The organism is Exiguobacterium sp. TNDT2, from assembly GCF_003331145.1.
GTDB lineage: Bacteria > Bacillota > Bacilli > Exiguobacteriales > Exiguobacteriaceae > Exiguobacterium.
Map to the genome: position 1 here is coordinate 17,511 of NZ_QLVE01000002.1, position 17,778 is coordinate 35,288.

The 17,778-nt window shown below is 53.4% G+C and carries 19 protein-coding genes; 8 read left to right on the forward strand and 11 right to left on the reverse strand.

Features of this window, described 5'->3' with window-relative positions; all coding sequences use genetic code 11:
* Positions 1-202: 202 nt before the first annotated feature.
* Genes DPV68_RS01715 through DPV68_RS01725 form a run of 3 tightly spaced genes read left to right on the forward strand, consistent with a single transcriptional unit; the run spans position 203 to position 3,245 of the window.
* Positions 203-1,519 carry an ABC transporter substrate-binding protein gene (locus DPV68_RS01715; protein WP_114165126.1) on the forward strand — a complete coding sequence of 439 codons (1,317 nt, stop codon included), beginning with the start codon at positions 203-205 and terminating at the stop codon, positions 1,517-1,519.
* Complete coding sequence (locus DPV68_RS01720; RefSeq protein ID WP_114165127.1) at positions 1,516-2,418, forward strand: carbohydrate ABC transporter permease; 903 nt, start codon at positions 1,516-1,518, stop codon at positions 2,416-2,418. The genes DPV68_RS01715 and DPV68_RS01720 overlap by 4 nt, the downstream gene beginning before the upstream one ends.
* Positions 2,415-3,245 carry a carbohydrate ABC transporter permease gene (locus DPV68_RS01725; protein ID WP_114165128.1) on the forward strand — a complete coding sequence of 277 codons (831 nt, stop codon included), beginning with the start codon at positions 2,415-2,417 and terminating at the stop codon, positions 3,243-3,245. The genes DPV68_RS01720 and DPV68_RS01725 overlap by 4 nt, the downstream gene beginning before the upstream one ends.
* A 49-nt stretch (positions 3,246-3,294) precedes the next feature.
* Here the strand turns inward: DPV68_RS01725 and DPV68_RS01730 are convergent, their stop codons facing one another.
* The gene (locus DPV68_RS01730; protein ID WP_114165129.1) at positions 3,295-4,737 is read right to left on the reverse strand and encodes a carbon starvation CstA family protein; all 1,443 of its coding nucleotides are present in this window, start codon (positions 4,735-4,737) and stop codon (positions 3,295-3,297) included.
* Positions 4,738-4,984: 247 nt separating this feature from the next.
* On the opposite strand from DPV68_RS01730, the gene DPV68_RS14825 reads away from it, so the two are divergent.
* The 3 genes from DPV68_RS14825 to DPV68_RS01735 all read left to right on the forward strand — a co-directional run bounded on the left by DPV68_RS14825 (position 4,985) and on the right by DPV68_RS01735 (position 5,770).
* Positions 4,985-5,131, forward strand: a complete 147-nt coding sequence (locus tag DPV68_RS14825) for a hypothetical protein (protein WP_167491745.1) — start codon at positions 4,985-4,987, stop codon at positions 5,129-5,131.
* Positions 5,132-5,180: 49 nt separating this feature from the next.
* Complete coding sequence (locus DPV68_RS14930) at positions 5,181-5,333, forward strand: hypothetical protein (RefSeq protein WP_198662218.1); 153 nt, start codon at positions 5,181-5,183, stop codon at positions 5,331-5,333.
* A gap of 194 nt (positions 5,334-5,527) precedes the next feature.
* Positions 5,528-5,770 (forward strand): hypothetical protein, encoded by a 243-nt coding sequence (locus tag DPV68_RS01735; RefSeq protein WP_114165130.1) that lies wholly within the window; start codon positions 5,528-5,530, stop codon positions 5,768-5,770.
* Between the two features lie 99 nt (positions 5,771-5,869).
* On the opposite strand, the gene DPV68_RS01740 is transcribed toward DPV68_RS01735, so the two are convergent.
* From DPV68_RS01740 to DPV68_RS01765, 6 genes are read right to left on the reverse strand one after another with little or no spacing between them, the layout of a single operon-like run.
* Complete coding sequence (locus DPV68_RS01740) at positions 5,870-6,589, reverse strand: glycerophosphodiester phosphodiesterase (protein ID WP_114165131.1); 720 nt, start codon at positions 6,587-6,589, stop codon at positions 5,870-5,872.
* Positions 6,561-7,871 carry an ABC transporter substrate-binding protein gene (locus DPV68_RS01745; RefSeq protein WP_370447059.1) on the reverse strand — a complete coding sequence of 437 codons (1,311 nt, stop codon included), beginning with the start codon at positions 7,869-7,871 and terminating at the stop codon, positions 6,561-6,563. Before DPV68_RS01745 ends, DPV68_RS01740 begins: the two co-directional genes overlap by 29 nt.
* A 12-nt stretch (positions 7,872-7,883) precedes the next feature.
* Positions 7,884-8,693, reverse strand: coding sequence for a carbohydrate ABC transporter permease (locus DPV68_RS01750; RefSeq protein ID WP_114165133.1), 810 nt, complete (start codon positions 8,691-8,693; stop codon positions 7,884-7,886).
* Positions 8,690-9,595, reverse strand: coding sequence for a carbohydrate ABC transporter permease (locus DPV68_RS01755; RefSeq protein WP_114165134.1), 906 nt, complete (start codon positions 9,593-9,595; stop codon positions 8,690-8,692). Before DPV68_RS01755 ends, DPV68_RS01750 begins: the two co-directional genes overlap by 4 nt.
* On the reverse strand, positions 9,592-10,683 hold the full coding sequence (locus tag DPV68_RS01760; RefSeq protein ID WP_034779187.1) for an ABC transporter ATP-binding protein: 1,092 nt from the start codon (positions 10,681-10,683) through the stop codon (positions 9,592-9,594). The genes DPV68_RS01755 and DPV68_RS01760 overlap by 4 nt, the downstream gene beginning before the upstream one ends.
* Positions 10,680-11,267 carry a glycerol-3-phosphate responsive antiterminator gene (locus DPV68_RS01765; protein WP_370447060.1) on the reverse strand — a complete coding sequence of 196 codons (588 nt, stop codon included), beginning with the start codon at positions 11,265-11,267 and terminating at the stop codon, positions 10,680-10,682. The genes DPV68_RS01760 and DPV68_RS01765 overlap by 4 nt, the downstream gene beginning before the upstream one ends.
* A 315-nt stretch (positions 11,268-11,582) precedes the next feature.
* On the opposite strand from DPV68_RS01765, the gene DPV68_RS01770 reads away from it, so the two are divergent.
* Entirely contained in the window at positions 11,583-12,257 is a 675-nt protein-coding gene (locus DPV68_RS01770; RefSeq protein WP_114165136.1) for a hypothetical protein, read from the forward strand.
* A gap of 86 nt (positions 12,258-12,343) precedes the next feature.
* Here the strand turns inward: DPV68_RS01770 and DPV68_RS01775 are convergent, their stop codons facing one another.
* Positions 12,344-13,822, reverse strand: coding sequence for a cryptochrome/photolyase family protein (locus DPV68_RS01775; RefSeq protein WP_114165137.1), 1,479 nt, complete (start codon positions 13,820-13,822; stop codon positions 12,344-12,346).
* 74 nt (positions 13,823-13,896) lie between these two features.
* Between DPV68_RS01775 and DPV68_RS01780 the strand changes: the two genes are divergently transcribed.
* Positions 13,897-14,469, forward strand: a complete 573-nt coding sequence (locus DPV68_RS01780) for a class I SAM-dependent methyltransferase (RefSeq protein ID WP_232819451.1) — start codon at positions 13,897-13,899, stop codon at positions 14,467-14,469.
* Positions 14,470-14,520: 51 nt separating this feature from the next.
* On the opposite strand, the gene DPV68_RS01785 is transcribed toward DPV68_RS01780, so the two are convergent.
* The 3 genes from DPV68_RS01785 to DPV68_RS01795 all read right to left on the reverse strand — a co-directional run bounded on the left by DPV68_RS01785 (position 14,521) and on the right by DPV68_RS01795 (position 17,766).
* Positions 14,521-14,799 (reverse strand): hypothetical protein, encoded by a 279-nt coding sequence (locus tag DPV68_RS01785; protein ID WP_198662219.1) that lies wholly within the window; start codon positions 14,797-14,799, stop codon positions 14,521-14,523.
* A 114-nt stretch (positions 14,800-14,913) separates the two neighbouring features.
* Positions 14,914-15,963 (reverse strand): C45 family autoproteolytic acyltransferase/hydrolase, encoded by a 1,050-nt coding sequence (locus DPV68_RS01790; RefSeq protein ID WP_114165139.1) that lies wholly within the window; start codon positions 15,961-15,963, stop codon positions 14,914-14,916.
* A 63-nt stretch (positions 15,964-16,026) separates the two neighbouring features.
* The gene (locus DPV68_RS01795) at positions 16,027-17,766 is read right to left on the reverse strand and encodes a methyl-accepting chemotaxis protein (RefSeq protein ID WP_114165140.1); all 1,740 of its coding nucleotides are present in this window, start codon (positions 17,764-17,766) and stop codon (positions 16,027-16,029) included.
* Positions 17,767-17,778: the final 12 nt, after the last annotated feature.

Consider the following 17,778-nt stretch of genomic DNA (forward strand, 5'->3'; position numbering starts at 1 on the left):
GAAGCCTTACCTAATCCTATCAAAGAGTCGGTGCCTGCATCGGCTCTTTTTGTAGTTCCCGAAACCTAGTTTCTTTTTCTTAACAGATTTTTCTGTAAAGTGGTTTCTTTACTGGTCGTAAGTGGTAATACATTATGAGCACATTCAAATGTTTATTTTTCAATAAGTGATTACATACTTCACGCAGAAGGAGAATGCCCTCATGAAAAAAGGAACAGTGATTGGTCTTGTCGCTCTTTTGCTTGTCACGCTTGGAGGACTAATGTGGTGGATGCAAAACGGTCAACAAGACACGGCTAGCAATGTCGAGTCGGAGGATCGTGTGACCCTTGATTTTTGGTCATTTTGGGGTTCTGAGACGCGCCGCCCGATTATCGAAAAGATGATTTCAGATTTCAACGAATCGCAAGATGAGATTTTTGTCAAACATACGTTCATTCCTTTTGGCGATATTTGGACGAAAGAATTGGCCGCTGTCGCCTCAAAAAATGAAGATGCAATTCCGGATGTGGTCGTCGGCGATATTAATGCCATAAAACTTCGCGGACAAAAACAACAAGTTGAACCGCTCAATACTTTAATCGACACGGCTTCTCTAAAAGAAGTGATGCACCCAGAAGCATGGGATGCGGTGCAATACGAAGACGAGACTTACGCTGTTCCCTTTACGATGGACACGCGCCTCCTCTTCTACAACAAAAAAATGCTAGAAGAAGCCGGATATACCGAACCACCCCAAACATGGGATGATTTGACTGAGATGAGCGAGAAAATCACGGTCAAACAGAACAATACATTCGAGCAGGTCGGATTTTATCCGCTGTTCGGCGTGGGAACGGACGTCTGGCTCATTAATTCAGACGGACGCAACTATATCTCGAAAGACGGCGATGTGACGATTGACACGCCTGAAGACCGCGAGGCACTTGAATGGATCAACGCCTTCACCGAAAAGATGGGGCGCAAAGAAATCGACGCCTTCAAGGCCGAGTTCGGCGAACAACAAGCCAATCCGTTCTTATCAGAAAAAGTAGCGATGTACGTCGACGTAGCTACTTTCTATACGCAAATTCGCGATTATGGCCAACATCTCGACTATGGCGTTGTCCCACTTCCAGAGCGTGAGGAAGGAAGCGGTCACTATAGCTGGAGTGGAGGTTTTGCGCTAGAGATTCCAAAGGGGGCGAAGCATCCAGAAGAAGCCGCCACATTCATTGAATATATGGCCGGCAAAGAAGCCCAGATGTATTGGGCCGAGCAAAACTTTGACCAAGTTGCGAATCAAGATGCTGGCCAAGCGGTAGCCGACCAGCTAGAAGGACAAGAGCAAGAAGTATATTCGGTTGCCTTGAGCGCGATGGAAAACACGTTGTTAACCCCAGTGCCGGTCGAAGTCCCAGACTTGGTCAGCCTCGTTAATCCGGAATTAGAGCAAGCAACACTTGGGAAAAAAACGCCTGAAGAAGCTCTCCAAGCAGCTGAACGGAAAGTAAAAGCTGCCAAGGAGGGGACTCAATGAAACATCCACTTCGCCGTGCCGACACATGGCAAGGTTATTTGTTCATCATGCCCTGGCTTCTCGGATTCGCCGTATTAACGGCGGGTCCGATGTTGTTTTCACTTTTCGCAAGCTTTACCGATTATGATATGACGTCCCGTATGAATTTTGTCGGGATTTCAAATTATTTGACGATGTTTACAAAAGACGACCTGTTCTGGGTCTCACTCTATAACACGTTTTTTTTCGTTATTTGGAGTGTCCCTTTGACGACCATTGGAGCCATGATCCTGGCCCTCCTGTTGAATAAAGGCATTCCGGGTCAACGTCTGTTCCGCACCATTTTTTATTTGCCAGCCGTCCTGTCCGGCGTTGGCGTCTACTTGTTATGGATGCAGATGTTATCCCCGTCTTCCGGACTCATCAATACGATGCTTGGGTTTATCGGAATCGACGGTCCGGCCTGGCTTGCTGACCCGGAGTGGACGAAACCGGCTCTCATCTTAATGAAGATGTGGTCAGTCGGTGGCAGTATGCTATTCTACCTGGCATCTTTACAAAGTGTGCCAAAGACGTTGTACGAAGTCGGGGCTTTAGAAGGTGCCAATTGGTGGCATCGGTTCCGTTACATCACCTTCCCGCTCATCACCCCTGTCGTTTTTTTCGACTTGATTACAAGCACTATCGGCGCCTTTCAGATTTTCTCTGAAGCGTATGTAATGAGTGAAGGCGGCAACGGGGGGCCCGTGAACTCCTTGTTGTTCTATAATTTACGCATTTGGAATCAAGCGTTTGAAGTGTACAATATGGGCTATGCGATGTCGATGACATGGTTCTTATTTGTAATCGTCTTGTTGCTTACATTGTTCAACTTCAAATTTGCTAAAAAATGGGTGTATTATGAGGGGGATCGTCGATGAAATCCTTACGTGGCAGCAATCTAATCGTCTTTTTACTATTGTGCATCGGAAGCGTGCTCATCCTTCTCCCGCTGTGGTGGATGATTTCAACTTCATTAAAACCGATGGCTGAGATTCTTCAATTCCCGCCAACATTCTTTCCGGACGATTGGCAATTCAGCAACTACATCAAAACATGGCAAGCTGCTCCGTTCACGCTATATTTGGTGAATACTTTGTTTATAACTTTGCTCGTCGTCATCGGCAACGTGCTCGTCAACGCATTCGTCGCCTATGGTTTTGCGAAAATCCAGTTTCCGGGCCGAAACGTCTGGTTCATCATCCTATTGGCCACGATGATGATTCCTGGGTTCGTCACACTCGTCCCGCAGTACATTTTATTTTCTCGGCTCGGTTGGTTAAACACATATCTGCCATTGATTGTCCCGGCTTTTTTCGGTAGCGCGTTCTTCATCTTTTTACTTCGCCAATTTTATTTGCGCATCCCGAATGAGTTAATCGAAGCAGCACGAATGGACGGTGCAAGCCACTTTTATATTTGGTGGCACATCATGCTCCCCCTCTCGAAGCCAATCTTGGCGACTGTAGCGATTTTCTCGTTCAATGGGGCCTGGAACGACTTCCTTGGTCCTCTTCTCTATTTGAACGATGAAACGAAGTACACGTTGCAACTCGGACTTCAAGTTTTTAAAAGCGAGGCGAACACACAATGGAACTTGCTGATGGCCGGTTCATTGATTGTCCTCCTTCCCGTCATCATCCTGTTCTTCATTTTCCAAAAATACTTCATTGAAGGAATGGATTTGTCTAGCGGAGGAAAGGGATAACCTTCACAAATTTGAGAAAAAAGGGTTTGGCCGAGGCCAAACCCTTTCGTCATGCCACTTGATCGCTTGAAACGTCGCACTCGAGCCCTTGTTCGCGCATCGCTTTCGCGTGGCGGAAGAACAAGCCGAACAGTGTGACCGTGCCGATTGTGGCCAAAATATACGGGAGCACCCCGTCCATCTTGAAGCCAATCGGAGCCGTCAAGATATAGAACCAGACGGCGTACAACATGAACGTCCCCGGCACGAGCGCGATCCAATAGTTTCGTCCTTTGATGTACAAGTACGTCGCGCCGACGAACAAGGCGATGACGGCCGTCGTCTGGTTGGCCCAGTTGAAGTATTGCCACAGCAGACGGAAGTCGACTTTCGTCAAGATGAATGACAAGACGAAGAGCGGGAGCGCGATCCACAGGCGTGACGTGAACTTCTTCTGCGCGACTTTCATATAGTCGGCGATAATCATCCGCGCGCTACGGAACGCCGTGTCGCCTGACGTGATCGGCAAGACGATGACACCGAGGATGGCAAGCGTGCCGCCGATGCTGCCGAGCATGAGCGTCGCCACTTCTTGAACGACGAGCGCCGGCGTGCCGGCATTGATCATGGCGAGCAGTTCACCCGGCTCGAAGATGGCCATCGCAGCCCCGGCCCAGATCATGGCGATGACCGCCTCGACGATCATCATGCCATAAAAGATGCTGCGACCGTTGCTCTCTTTCATCGTCGTCCGCGAGATGATCGGCGACTGGGTGGCATGGAAGCCCGAGAGCGCGCCACATGAAATCGTGAAGAAGATGAGCGGCCAAATCGGCAAGTTGTCCGGATGCATGTTCGTCAACGTCATCTCTGGGATTTGGTAGCCTTGAGCGAACAAACTGACCGCGATGCCGATCGCGCTTAACAAGAGGAGCGCCCCGAAGAACGGGTAGATGCGCCCGATGATTTGATCGACCGGGAGGAGCGTCGCCAAAATGTAGTAGGCAAAGATGCCGAACGTGACGATGGCGAGCGTCGAGCCGTTACCGTCAAACAAGTTGTTGATCATATTTGCTGGTGACGTGACGAACACCGTCCCGACGAGGAGCAACAAGAGCAACGCGAAGCCGTTGACGACGTGGCGGAGCGAGCGGCCGAGGAACTTCTCGGCGAGTTGCGGCAAGTGCGCCCCGTTGTTGCGAAGCGAGATCATCCCGGTCAAATAGTCGTGCACGGCACCGGCAAAGATGGAGCCGAGCACGATCCAGAGGAAGGCGACCGGTCCGTAGAGCGCCCCCATGATTGGGCCGAAAATCGGGCCGACACCGGCGATGTTCAACAGTTGAATCATCGAGTTGCGCTTCGTCCCCATCGGCACGTAGTCGATGCCGTCCTGTGACGCATAGGCAGGCGTCGTCCGTTCTTCCTTGATGCCGAATGTCTTCTCGACGTAACGGCCGTAGACGAGATAACCGAGCAATAATAATCCTAACGCTAAGAAAAATGTAACCATCGGGTGGTCCTCCTATATATAAGTGATTTATGATTTCTTTATGTGAAATATATCACATGATTAATATAGCAGGGTCCTTGTTCATTGAACAGATGTAATTGCTCACAATTTCACATGAGAATGAAAGTGTTCATTGTTTAGACAAACGTTGTGGTTGAGCCGTTTTTTATGAAAACGTTTGCTTTTGGAATGGATTGATTCGAAACCGGGAACAGTCGAACAGAGAGAAGCAGAAAGGATGATTTTTGTGAAACGTCAACGCGGATTTTTAGCACTCCCGGTCGCCGTCGCCTTTGTCCTCATCTTCGGCTTGTTGTTCGATAACTGGTGGCTCGGACTCGGGATCGGCATCGCGATGTTCTTCGCGTTCCAAGGGACGAAGAAGAAAGCTTGAAACTTTTTGAGGCGACACCCGTACAAATTGGACAAAGGAGGAGTTCTCCATGTCCAATAAACAGACGACCGGCAGCTATGCCTTCCCGCTCGCCCTCGCAATCGGTATCTCGTTAGCCATCGCCCTCGACAACTACTTGATTGGGCTCGCGATTGGCGTCGGGATATATTTCGCTTTTAGTGATTCGCCGAAGAAAACATGACAAAGCCCGCTTCATTGAGCGGTCCTTGTGTATATCTGTGTCTCGTACGGTAGCAGTTTATCAATCTCATTAAGGAAGGCCTATGTAGATGACATCTAGGAAACCTTTACCCAAGTTTCAATTCGCTTTTGCGCTATTCATGTTAGGAGGTGTCTTTTTCCTTCTTCATGAGGTAGATCAGCGAGAAGCTTTTTTTGAATGAAACGTTAACTGAGCATTTTTCAATCGATAAGAACGCCTATGATGTCGAGTTCAGCATGAATCAATTTGGGTACTTATATCGCTTGAATTTCGAGGACGAAAAGAGAGTCGAGTATGAATTTTTCGTCAAAACCAATCAAGAGAAAGAGTACGTCGTCACCTATTATGGACATAACTCGTATGGCGATTCACCTTTGAAAGAAGATGAATTCACCACGTTGAACAAAGAATACTAAATTTAGAGAATTGCCATGAGAAGAGGCCAACTGATGCGAACACGGCGCGCCAGCTGGCCTCTTTCTTACCTATCGATTAAGTTATATCCCAGCCTCACTTCAATGACGCGACATCGATTGAAACCGCTCGACCTCGTCCGTCATAATGGCGTCGACACCAGTCATGTCCGGCAACTCGCTCGGGTCATTAATCGTGTAGAGACGAAGTGACCGATTTTGTTCGCGGAGCGTCGCCGTGTCTGCTGTCCCGATGAATTCCGGCTGGGCGTGGACGGCCTCGGCCCCGATCCGCTCGACGAACTCGATCAAATTCGGATGCCCATCAGTTGTCAGGACGGCAATCCTCGCCTCACGGGCGATATCCCGCAATCGGATGAGCGTGTCCGGATTGAATGAAGAGAAGACGACACGTTGTTCGAGCTTGAACTCGGTGACGGCGAGCCACGTCAGATACTCGATCCCGTCATAGTCGAACCGGTCCGTCTTCAGCTCGATGTTGAGCGTGACGTCGGTCGGTTCGAGCAAGACGAGCACTTCCTCGAGCGTCGGGATTCGTTCCCCGCTCTCCGTCCGGAGCAAGCGGAGCTGCCGGAGCGTCATGTCTTTGACGAAACCGCTCCCGTTCGTCGTTCGGTCGACCGTCTCGTCATGGATGACGACGAGGCGTCCGTCGCGCGTCAATTGGACGTCGAGCTCGATGCCGTCGACATGTGGCAACGCCGCCTTGAACGCGCTTAGTGTGTTCTCCGGATACTTGGCGCTATAGCCGCGATGTGCGTAAATCAACATGTCACTGCCCCAAGGTGGAAGTTGTCTCATCGGCCGCGCGCTTCAACGCCTCTTCGACCGATACGCCTTGGTATAGGCTCTCCATCGCATTGACGACGCTTTGACGGGACTGCGGGAACGTCGAGATGAGCGCGCCTTGTGTCGCTGGTGAGGCTGTCGTCTCACTCAATTGATCGACCGTCACTTTCAGTTGCGGGTACTCGGCCCACATCTCTTTGACGATCGGCTCGTCATACGCCTCCGGATTGATGGCGAAGTAGCCCGTCTCGACGTGCCATTTGGCCTGTGCTTCTTTCGACGCCGCATACTTCATGAACTCCCATGCACCTTGCTTCGTCTCGTCGGCAATCCCGTCACCCATCCAGAGCGAGGCCCCGCCGATGATGACGCCTTCCCGTTCCGCTTCGTTCGGCACCGGCAAGTACGACGCCCCGACCTCGAAGTCGGCGTTATCCGCGACGGTGCGAATCCCGGCCGACGAGTCGAGATACATAGCGACTTTCCCTGATTGGAAGGCGGCACGCATGTCGTCCCAGTTTTGGCCGACGTTCAAGAACGTCTTGTCGTCGTACATCTCTTTGATCAAGTTGAAGGCGTTCTGTCCTTCTTCCCCATCGAATACCGCTTTCGTCGGCGCACCGCTGCGCCCGTTGTCGTTGTCGACGTATAACCCGCCTTGCGCGGCGACGAGCTGTTCGAAGAACCAACCGTAGTTGAGCATCGTGAAGCCGGTCTGGCCGTCGGTCGTCAGTGCCTTCGCCGCCTGCTTCAGCTCGTCATATGTGCGCGGCGCTTTCTCCGGGTCGAGTCCCGCTTGTTCGAACGCATCCTTGTTGTAGATGAGCACCGGTGTCGACGAGTTGAACGGCATCGAGTACTGCTTGCCGTCGACTTGATAATAGCTCAAGATGTTCTCTTCCCAAACGCCCGTATCGAAGTCTTCTTTGTCGATGAACTCTTGGACCGGCGTGATTTTGTTCGAGTCGATCATATATTTCGTGCCGACCTCGAACGTCTGCATGATGGCCGGTGCATCTGTCGAACCGGCGACGGCGTTGAACTTCGTGAGCGCCTCTTCATACGTACCTTGGAACACCGGTTTCACTTCATACTCTTCTTGCGACTCGTTGAAGGCGTCGACTTGGTTGTTGAGCGCGGTCTCTAAGTCCCCGCTCATCGCGTGCCAAAACACGACTTCCGTCTTCCCGTCCTCCGTCGCCGAAGCGGCCGGCTCCGCCTCTTCGCTACCACATGCCCCGAGCAACAATACCGAACTGGCCAACCCTGCGAATAACGCTTTCTTTTTCATCATATATTCCCCCTATTATTTGACCGCACCTTGTGTCAAACCTTCTTGTAACTGCTTTTGTCCTGCGAATAACAACATCAGCGTCGGGATGATAATCAAGATGACCGCCGCCATGACGACGCCCCAATCCGAGGCGACCTCGTTCGACTGCATCTGTTTAATCCCGATTTGCACCGTGCGTGCCTGCTCCGTGTTTGTCACGAGGAGCGGCCATAAGTACATGTTCCATGTCGTCAAGAAGCTATATACCGACAACGTGACGAGCGGTGTCTTCGAGACCGGCAAGACGACGTTCCAAAAGAAACGGAAACGGCTGATGCCGGCGATTTGTGATGCCTCGTACATCTCGTACGGAATCGTCTTGAACTGTTGCCGGAGCAGGAACGTCCCGAACGCGAGCGCGAAGAATGGCACCGACAGCCCCCACACCGAGTTGAGCCAGCCGAGCGACTGGATCGTCAAGAAGTTCGGTACCATCGTCGCTTCCCATGGCACCATCATCGTCGCGAGGAAGAGCATGAAGATGAGCCCTTTTCCTTTGAAGTCGATGAAGACGAACGCGAAGGCGGCAAGACTCGACAAGACGACTTGGCCGACCATGACGAGGAGTGCGACGACGAGACTGTTCCATAAGTACGTCATGAGCGGGATTCGTTCGAACGCGGCGACATAGTTGTCGAATGTGACGTCGCGCGGGATGAGGTTCCCTTTCAACACTTCGCTCCCGTCCATCAGGCTGATCGAGAACGCGTAGGCAATCGGGGACAGCATGACGACGGCGCTCAAGACGAGGAGCGTATACGTGACTACTTTCCGGAGCGTCATTGGTAATGCACCTTCCTTTCGACGAGCTTGAACTGGAGCCACGTCAACAGGAGGACCGTCAAGAACAAGAGCACGGCCTGCGCACTCGCCCCGCCGACGTTATAGTTGATGAACGCGTCCTTATAGATGGCGTAGACGATGACGTTCGTCGAGTTCGTCGGTCCGCCTTTCGTGAGCAAATCGATTTGTCCGAACGTCTGGAACGCATTGATGAGCGAGATGATGCCGACGAAGAAGAGCGTCGGGGACAGCATCGGGATCGTGATGGCCCGGAGCTGGGTCCAATATCCGGTTCCGGCGATGTCCGCACTCTCATACAATGTCCGGTCGATGTTTTGCAGCCCGCCGAGGAGAATCAAGAACGTGAAGCCGATATTCATCCAGACGGTCGCGAGCGACACGGATAAGAGCGCGTACTGCGGGTCAAGGAGCCACTGCACCCCGCTTGCCCCAACCGCTTCCAAGAAGCGATTGAAGATACCGATGGACGGGTTGTACATGAACATCCAAATGACCGACGAGGCTGCGACGCTCATCCCCATCGTCGCCGAGAATGCCGTCCGGAAGATGCCAATCCCGCGCAGCTTCTCGTTGGCGAGGAGCGCGAGCCCGAGCGCGATGATGATTGTGAGCGGGACGGTCAACAGAACGAAGCCGACCGTCGCCTGGATGCTCTGCCAAAACGAGGCGCTCGTGAACAGTTTGGCGTAATGCTCGCCGCCGACGTAATTGAGCGGCGTCCCTTGTGTGTCCGTTTGAAAGAAACTCAAGTAAATCGTCCGGAACAACGGATAGACGAGAAAGATCCCAAATAACGCGATCGACGGGGACAAGTAGAGGAGTCCGCTCGACGCGTCTGATAATCGGGTCCGGACGCGTTGTCTCGGAAGGGCGACCGTCATTGGAACACCTCCAACGCCTCGAACAGTTTCGGTTGCCGCGGTTCGATGCGATTCCCCGTCGCGTCAAACAGTGACATCTGTTTCGGGTCGACGTAACAGGCAATCTTCTCCCCAATCGCGAGCGGCCATTGTCCGGGCCATTTGGCGAGCCACTCGACGCCGCCCATGTCAAAGGCGAGAATCGTCTCCGTGCCGAGCACTTCGATATTTTTCAGTTCGGCGTAGAACGTGATCTCGTCTTTCGCCGGCGTGATTTGTTCCGGCCGGATGCCGAGCGTCGCCGTATCTTCTCGCGTCAGCGTGTTCGGGTGGAATAGACGCCCGTCCGAGGCGACCCAGCCCTTGTCACTCCGTTGCACCGACGTCAAATTCATCGGCGGTGACCCGATGAACGAGGCGACGAACGTGTTCGCCGGCTTATTGTACAAATCGAGCGGTTGACCGACTTGTTGGACCTGGCCATCGTTCAACAGCATCATCCGGTCGGCCATCGTCATCGCCTCGACTTGGTCGTGCGTGACGTAAATCATCGTCAGTTTGAGCTTGCGTTGCAGCTGCCGGATCTCCGAGCGCATCTTGGCCCGAAGTTTCGCGTCCAAGTTCGAGAGCGGCTCGTCCATGAGGCAAATCGGCGACTCGGTCACGATGGCCCGGGCCAGTGCGACCCGTTGCCGTTGCCCGCCCGACAGTTCGCGCGGCTTCCGCTTCAAATAGTCGGTCAGTCCGAGCGTATCGGCCGCTTCCAAGCAACGTTCACGCTGCTCGAGCTTCGTCAGTCCTTTCGTATGTAACCCGAACGTGATGTTTTTCTCGACGGTCATGTGCGGATAGAGCGCATAGTTTTGGAATACCATCGATAGTTGCCGCTCGCTCGGTTTCAGTTCGTTCGCGGCGACGCCGTCGATGCGGAGCGTCCCGCTCGTGATCGATTCGAGCCCGGCGATCATCCGGAGCATCGTGCTCTTGCCACAGCCCGACGGTCCGACGAGGGCGAAGAACTCACCCGCCTCGATCGTCACGTCGATGCCACGGATGACTTCCGTCTCGTCGTATGACTTTTTGATGTTCTGCAGTTGAATCGATTTCATATGATGTCCTCCTTCATTCCTTGCGACGCCCAAAGCCGCTCGTCCCCGGTCGAGACGGCGAACGCCCCGTGGGACAGGGCTTCATGCACGTGAATCGGTTTCCGGATCATCCCGCCTGTCACAATCGGCAACGAGACGTGTTCCGCGACGTGCTCGATGACATTCGGGATGAGACCCGGCATCAGTTCGAGCGCGTCCGGCTGTTGGTCTTTCGCCATCTTGATGCCTGAGGTGATGGCGTCCGAGTCGACGAGGAACAGGCGCTGCACCGTCATCAGGCCGGCCCGTTTGGCGTGTTGGATGACAGACGCCTTCGTCGTCACAATCCCGTCGGCGCCGACCCGTTTCGCCAAATAGTCGATGCCGTCCCGGTCGAGGCTGATGCCGTTGATGCGTTCGGCGTGCAGGAACACGGTCCGATTCTCACGCTTCAAATGGGCGACGTAGCGGTCGAGCGTGCTGAGCGTCCCCATCATGAGGAACGTCGTCGTCACGTCCGACTGCAGGAACTTCTCGAGTTGTTTCGGTGATTTGATGGAGGCGATCATTTTCTCTTGTCCGATCGTGCGAAGTGTTTCATGCACTTGAATCATCCTTCCCTAGAAAAAAGGACCAACAGAAACAGGACGTCATCGACGTACGGGCTTCTGTTGGTCTCTCGAATGTTCTACCAGTTGCTATTCACTTGGCATGAGGGGTCTCACAAGTCATATCGTAACGGATGAATGTAAAGTGGTCGTGAAGGACGTGCAAAAAAGCGTAAACCTTTCATGAATGAGATTTACAAACCATTTAACCGAAACCCACTAACATCCATGCCGATAGATCGAACACGTTATAATACTGAAGAGCGGTAATCGAACACAGTCTTCACTTGATAATGAAAAGGAGTAGTCGAAATGAATAAAATCCAACTAACCGAACATGGATGGACTCGTCAAAACATATGGGAAGGTTGCATCCTCGCCTCAATCGCCCATGCCATTTTTATTGCGAATGCTCCTGATTTTGCTTACGAACATTCATGGGATGGTGACAACTACAGTACCAATGATGGCCAAGGGAGCAGAGGGACGCTGACATTTGGTCAAGAGTTTTATGTCGCAGGTTTCCGAAATGAACGTTTTGCTTTAAATCCAGTAGAGGCAAAACAATACTTCATCGAAGCTCCGGACCTAGTACAAGAAATGGCTGAACAAGAAACGCTTCAATACTTGTTAGATGAAGTGGATGGAGAGGTTCGTCCGGTCGTCACGACCGTCTTATGGGAAAGTGACGAGCGCGTTTTTTCGAGTCATCCTTATGACATCATGATGGAACGAGGGGCAGATCTTTTAGAGGTACAGGCATCTGGGTATGAATCAGCTCTTGAATATTGGGAAGAGTATTACGAACTCACAGAAGAACAGCTAGCATTGGTGGAAAAACTATATCTTTTAAAGTTGAAAGATCCTATTAGACGTATTCTTTTAACGGAAGCGGACATTCAATCCATTAACGCGAATGACGTTGAAGGAATTGAAGAAAGTAAATGTTCTTTTTCTGAAATCGGAATCGAATGGCCGAGTACATGATGATTCGATGAACAAAAGTTCTTATAAAAACGTGATCCTGGAAGTTTGCCAGGCTCACGTCATTTGTTTTGATCACTTCGTCGCAATCACATATCTTTTAGCGTCTGTCTCGCCTTCGCCAAGATGTCGGCTTTGACGGCATCGTCCCGCCCTTTCCAGTTTCGAACCATCATCTTCATGCGCTGGTTCTTTTCGAACCGCTCCTCGTGTTTGTCGATGAAGTGCCAATAGAGCGCGTTGAACGGACAGGCGTCGTCTTCGGTCGTGTGTTTCGGGTTATACTTGCAGCCTTTGCAGTAGTCGCTCATCTTGTCGATATACTTCCCCGAGGCGATATACGGCTTCGTCGCCAATCTCCCGCCATCGGCATGGAGCGCCATCCCGAGCACGTTCGGCAACACGACCCAGTCGTAGGCATCGATATACATCTCATTGAACCAGTCACTCGTCTGTTGCGGCGACACCTCGAACAGCGTCGCGAAGTTCCCGAGCACCATGAGCCGCTGGATGTGGTGGTTGTGCGCCCGCTCGATGACCGGCTTCACACTCTGGTGGATGCAATGCATGTCCGTCTCGGCGTCCCAGAAGTAGTCCGGCAAGTCGCGCTCATGTTTGAACGTGTTGACCGATTCATAACCCGGCATCGACGCCACATAGACGGCGCGCATATATTCGCGCCAGCCGAGGAGTTGACGGACGAATCCTTCGACCGAGGCGAGTGGCGCATCCGACGCCACCGCCGCCTGGACGACCTCGTCCGGTGTCAGGAGCCCGATGTTGACGGCAGGGGACAACAGGCTATGTGACATCTCTTGATTGTCCGACAGCATCGCGTCCTGATACGGACCGAACGTCTCGAGACGTGCTTCGACGAAACGAGCGAGCGCCCGTTGTGCCTCACTTCGCATCACCGGCCAGACGAACGGAGTGATGTCTCCGGGGTGGTCGGCGAAGCCCGTCTCGACTTTTTGGATGACCTCTTTCGTGATCGCGTCCGGTCGAAAATGGATTGGTGGCGGGAACGTGAGTCCTGCTTTCGGCGGCTGGCGGTTGTCTGCATCGAACGACCACTTGCCACCCCGTGGCTTCCCGTCCTCGAGCAACACATCGAACCGTTTCCGCATCTGGCGATAGAAGCGGTCCATCCGCCACGGCGTGCTGCCGATTGTGTCGACGGCTTCCTTCTTCGTTAAATAGAAGAGCGGCACGTCCGTATGTTCGACGAGCTTGTACTGCTGACCGAACTGTTGCAACTTCTTCTCCATCGCGGCATCGGTGACGGCCGTGTAATGGACCTCTTCCGGTTCATACCGTTGGAAGTGGTCGTCCCATGCGTCCTGGAACGAGTCGGACTCATGATAGTCGACGGTATAGCCCTTTTCCCTTAGCTCCTCAGCGAAGTGACGCATCGCCGAGAAGATGAGGACGAGTTTCTGTTTATGGTACGGCCGCCATGTCGCCCGTGATGTCGCCTCGATCATGACGATGACGTCATCCTCCTCGATGTGATTGAACAGCTCGAGCTCATGCGACAGTTGATTGCCGAAGATCCAAAAGGAACGCATCGATTCAACTCCCCTCCCAAAATGGTTATGCTACACTCAATCTACCTCGACTTTATTTGGAAAGGAATGGTTCGATGCGCTTCACGCGTCTCCAAACATGGATTGACAGTCAATACGAGAATCCACGCGGCATCGTCGGCACGTATATCGGTGAGAAGATGGTCAGGCAACACCGGGTCGAAGTCGATTGGACGATTGAGCAACTTCATATTCAGCCCGATAATCGCGTTCTCGACCTCGGTTGCGGGGCCGGCGACGCACTGGCGCAGATGCTACGTGGCTATAATCACGTGCATGTGACCGGACTCGATCGTTCCCCGACCATCGTCCGCTCGGCGCTTCGACGAAATCGAATGGACGTGCAAGCTGGGCGAGCCGAAGTCGTCGAAGGCGACCTCAGGACGCTCCCGTTTCCGGACGCGCGGTTTGACCGCGTCTTCAGCATCCACACACTCTACTTTTGGGAAGACGTGCCTGCGGTTCTTGCCGAGATTGATCGCGTTCTCGTTCCGGGCGGGTCATTCGTTATCACTTACTGCGACGGGAAAAGTGACGTGGGATGGCATCGCGTCCATCGTGCGGGAACAGTTCATCCCCGCCGTTTTCGCGCTCGACCTGACCGACGTTCTCGAGACACGAGGTTCTGACTCGCGTGATAATCATACGGTCGCGGTGTCCGGACGAAAGCCCGTCAAACGTCAACCTCGACCCTTCCGTGTGACGGCCACGCCGCCGAACCCGCTGATGATGGCGATATAAAAGCCCAAATCGTAGAACCAACCGGTGTTGTTCACTTCATAGATGCGATACGTGTCATTGAACAATCCTAAAACGAGTGACACTGGTGCGATCCAACCATGCCAGACGCCCCAAAAGAATCCAGCCGGGTCGGTCGTGTACGTCCCGTCGCCCGGCACACAGCCGCCGAGGACGACAATCAAACTGAGCATGATGGCCAATAATCCGATTCGTTTCATCATAAATCCCTCCTGCTATGAGTATTCCCGGTTTTGCAGAATTCAGTACGGGCCAACATGCGTCAAAAGAATGAAAACAAGCAGCGACTCATTATGAGCCGCTGCTTGTTTGTGTTACCGCCAAAGTTGGACCGTGTTCGCGAACTCGATATCGGTCGCGATTTCCCCGTCGAGGGCATGTAAATCGAAATCTTTGCCGTCGAGCCACTCCTGAAAATCGAAGATGACCGGGTCGCGGTCGCCACCGAGGGCGAACCACGTCTCGAGCGTCTCCGGGAAGTAAGCCGCCGTGTGAATCGTGCCGGCCCAGCTCTTGTACAGCTCCGAGAAGACGCCCTTATCCGAGTCGTTCATGAGCCGGAACGCGCTCTCGGCGTCTTGGACGATATGTTGATACATCTTGATTTCCATCATCCGGCGCGTTGAATCATCAAGATGGTAACGGTTCTCGTGTTGCAGCAGCTCGAAATGGTTCGTGCAGATGTTTGACTCGCGGACACGAATATCGCGCGGTGTCGCCTCGATGACCCGCGTCTTCGACGACTTGTCGTGGACGACATACGTGAACGAGCCGCGGTGCGGAATCTCTTGCAGCAGATCGACCGCCTCCTCGACCGTGGCGCACGTCTCGAGAATCATTCGGCCGATCATCTGACAGACGAACCCGTCCCCTGGCCGCCGTCGGTTGATGAAGTTATAACCCATGGCGAGCCCTTTCTCGTTCATCCCGTCCATTCGGCCGGTGACACGCGAGACGGGCCCGATGACGGCGTAACCCTCATCTGGTTGGAACACGTTATAGCGTCCGTCGTATGTCATCGGATGATAGTCATAATTGCGGACAAGGAAGTTGTCCCCCGTCAAAATCGAACAGCCGCTGATCGGATTATTGACCCGGAAATGACCGAAATGAAGGAGCGTGTCGGCGAGCGTCAACTCGAGCTCGTCCTGAAGACCGAGCAGTTCTTCCCAAATCTTCGGGGCGAACCGGTCGAACGCCTGCTTCGCCTCGCGCTCATCAATCTCAAAGCGCGGGACGCGGAGCTTCCACTGGTCGGTCCGGTTCTCGAGCAGTTTGCTGCGCTTAATATAAGTACCTTGAAAGCGGCCAAAGTCGTAGTGACTGCCGCGGAATTGTGTGAGTTCACTTGAGACACGTTGCATGAAAAAACCTCCCTTGCGCCTAGTATAACGGACGCAACGGAGGTCTGTCTGACTTGAGACTGTTTACAACTTGAACTGCCGGCTCATGCGTTGCATGTCCTCGGCCGTGTGCGACAAATCTTTGACGAGCCGGTTCATCGTCTCGCTCGTCGCCGACATCTGTTCGGTCGAGGCGGCCACTTCCTCGTTGCCGGCCGTGCTCTCTTCAGAAATCGACGCGATGTCCGAGAGACCACGTTTGATGTCGTCTTGGTTCGTCTTGACGCGCCCGAGTTGTCCTTGCATTGAGTTCGTCAGGCGTTGCATCTCGCGCACGCTCTGTTCGATCTCGTTGAACGCCTGCTTCGTCGCTTCGAGCGTCCGCTTGCCGTCCTCGGCGGCGTGCATGCTGTCGGTGAACGTTTCGCCGAGCGCGATCGAGTTCTGTTTGACGCTGCCGACGATTTCTGAGATCTCACTGACCGATTTGGCGACGCTATCTGACAATTTTCGAATTTCAGAAGCGACGACGGCGAACCCTTTCCCGTGCTCGCCGGCGCGGGCCGCCTCGATGGCCGCATTCAACGCGAGCAAATTCGTCTGCGCCGAGATTTGACGGATCATCGTGACGAGCGTCGTCACTTCGTCCGCTTGTTGTTCAAAGTCTTTCACCTGTCCTTGCGACTCGCGCACTTGTAGATGAATGTTCGTCATCTTGCCGACAGCGTCCTCCATCAGTTCAAGTCCTTCGGCTGTCACCCGACTGACGACTTCTGCCTGCTCACTTACCCCGTTGCCGTCGTGCGCCGTCCGGTCGACGAGTCCCGAAAATTCGTTCATATGCCCGTACAGCTTCATCGTGAGCACGCTCTGGTTCTCGACACCGCCCGCAATCTCTTCCATCGTGAACGCGATTTGCCGCGAGGCGTCGTTCACTTCTTCCGAGATGCTCGCCACGTTGCCGCTCTCATCGCGCACCGTCTGAGCGGACGTCTGCAATCCGGAAATCAAATCACGGAGCATCTTCGTCATCTGGTCCATCGAGGCGGTGAGCCGCTTGATCTCATCATTTGCTTTCAACTGGATGTTGTTCACCTCATGAGCTGCCGTCGCCAAGTCACCGCTCGCGATGTGCGTCGCGACGCGTTCAAGCTCACGGAGCGGTCGGAGCTTCCAGCCGAGATAGCGCCAAATGAGGACCGAGGCGACCCCGAGCAAGATGACGAGTCCGATGAGGATCGGCGGCAGGCTCTCTTGGAGCACGGCTTCTGTCACCGCGGCGACGTCGCTCGCCCCTTTATCGATTCCGAGGACACCGATCACGTCCCCGCCTTGTATGATTGGAACGAGCGCGGTCATATAGTCCCCGTACTCTGGGTCTTCGACAATCGGTGTCGTGACGGTCCCACCGTCAAACACGGGTTTCGCGTCATCGAACGTCGTCGCCGTCGTCGGAGTGCCGATGTCGACCGCGTCTGATGCACTCATCCCGTCAACCATGATTTGAAGTTCTTCCCCGTCGGTCGCGAGTGTGTACACGTACATGGCCCCGATTTGCGTCCGATACGTGTCGAGCTGTTCCCGAAACTGCTCGAACCGTTCATCTTTCGCCGGATTTTGTAAAAAAGCCGCATACGCTTCCCCATCGATCGCCTCACTGATGCGGGCCCCGTCCGCTAACAGGACCGCTTGCATCGAACGCTGTACCGTGTGTTTCGTACTGACGTACTGTAACACCCCAAACGTGACGATGAGCAGCGTGATAAAGATTAACATCATCGCTAAAATCCGGGTCTGCAGTGACTGTGGTTTCTTCCGTCTCATATGATTCCCTCC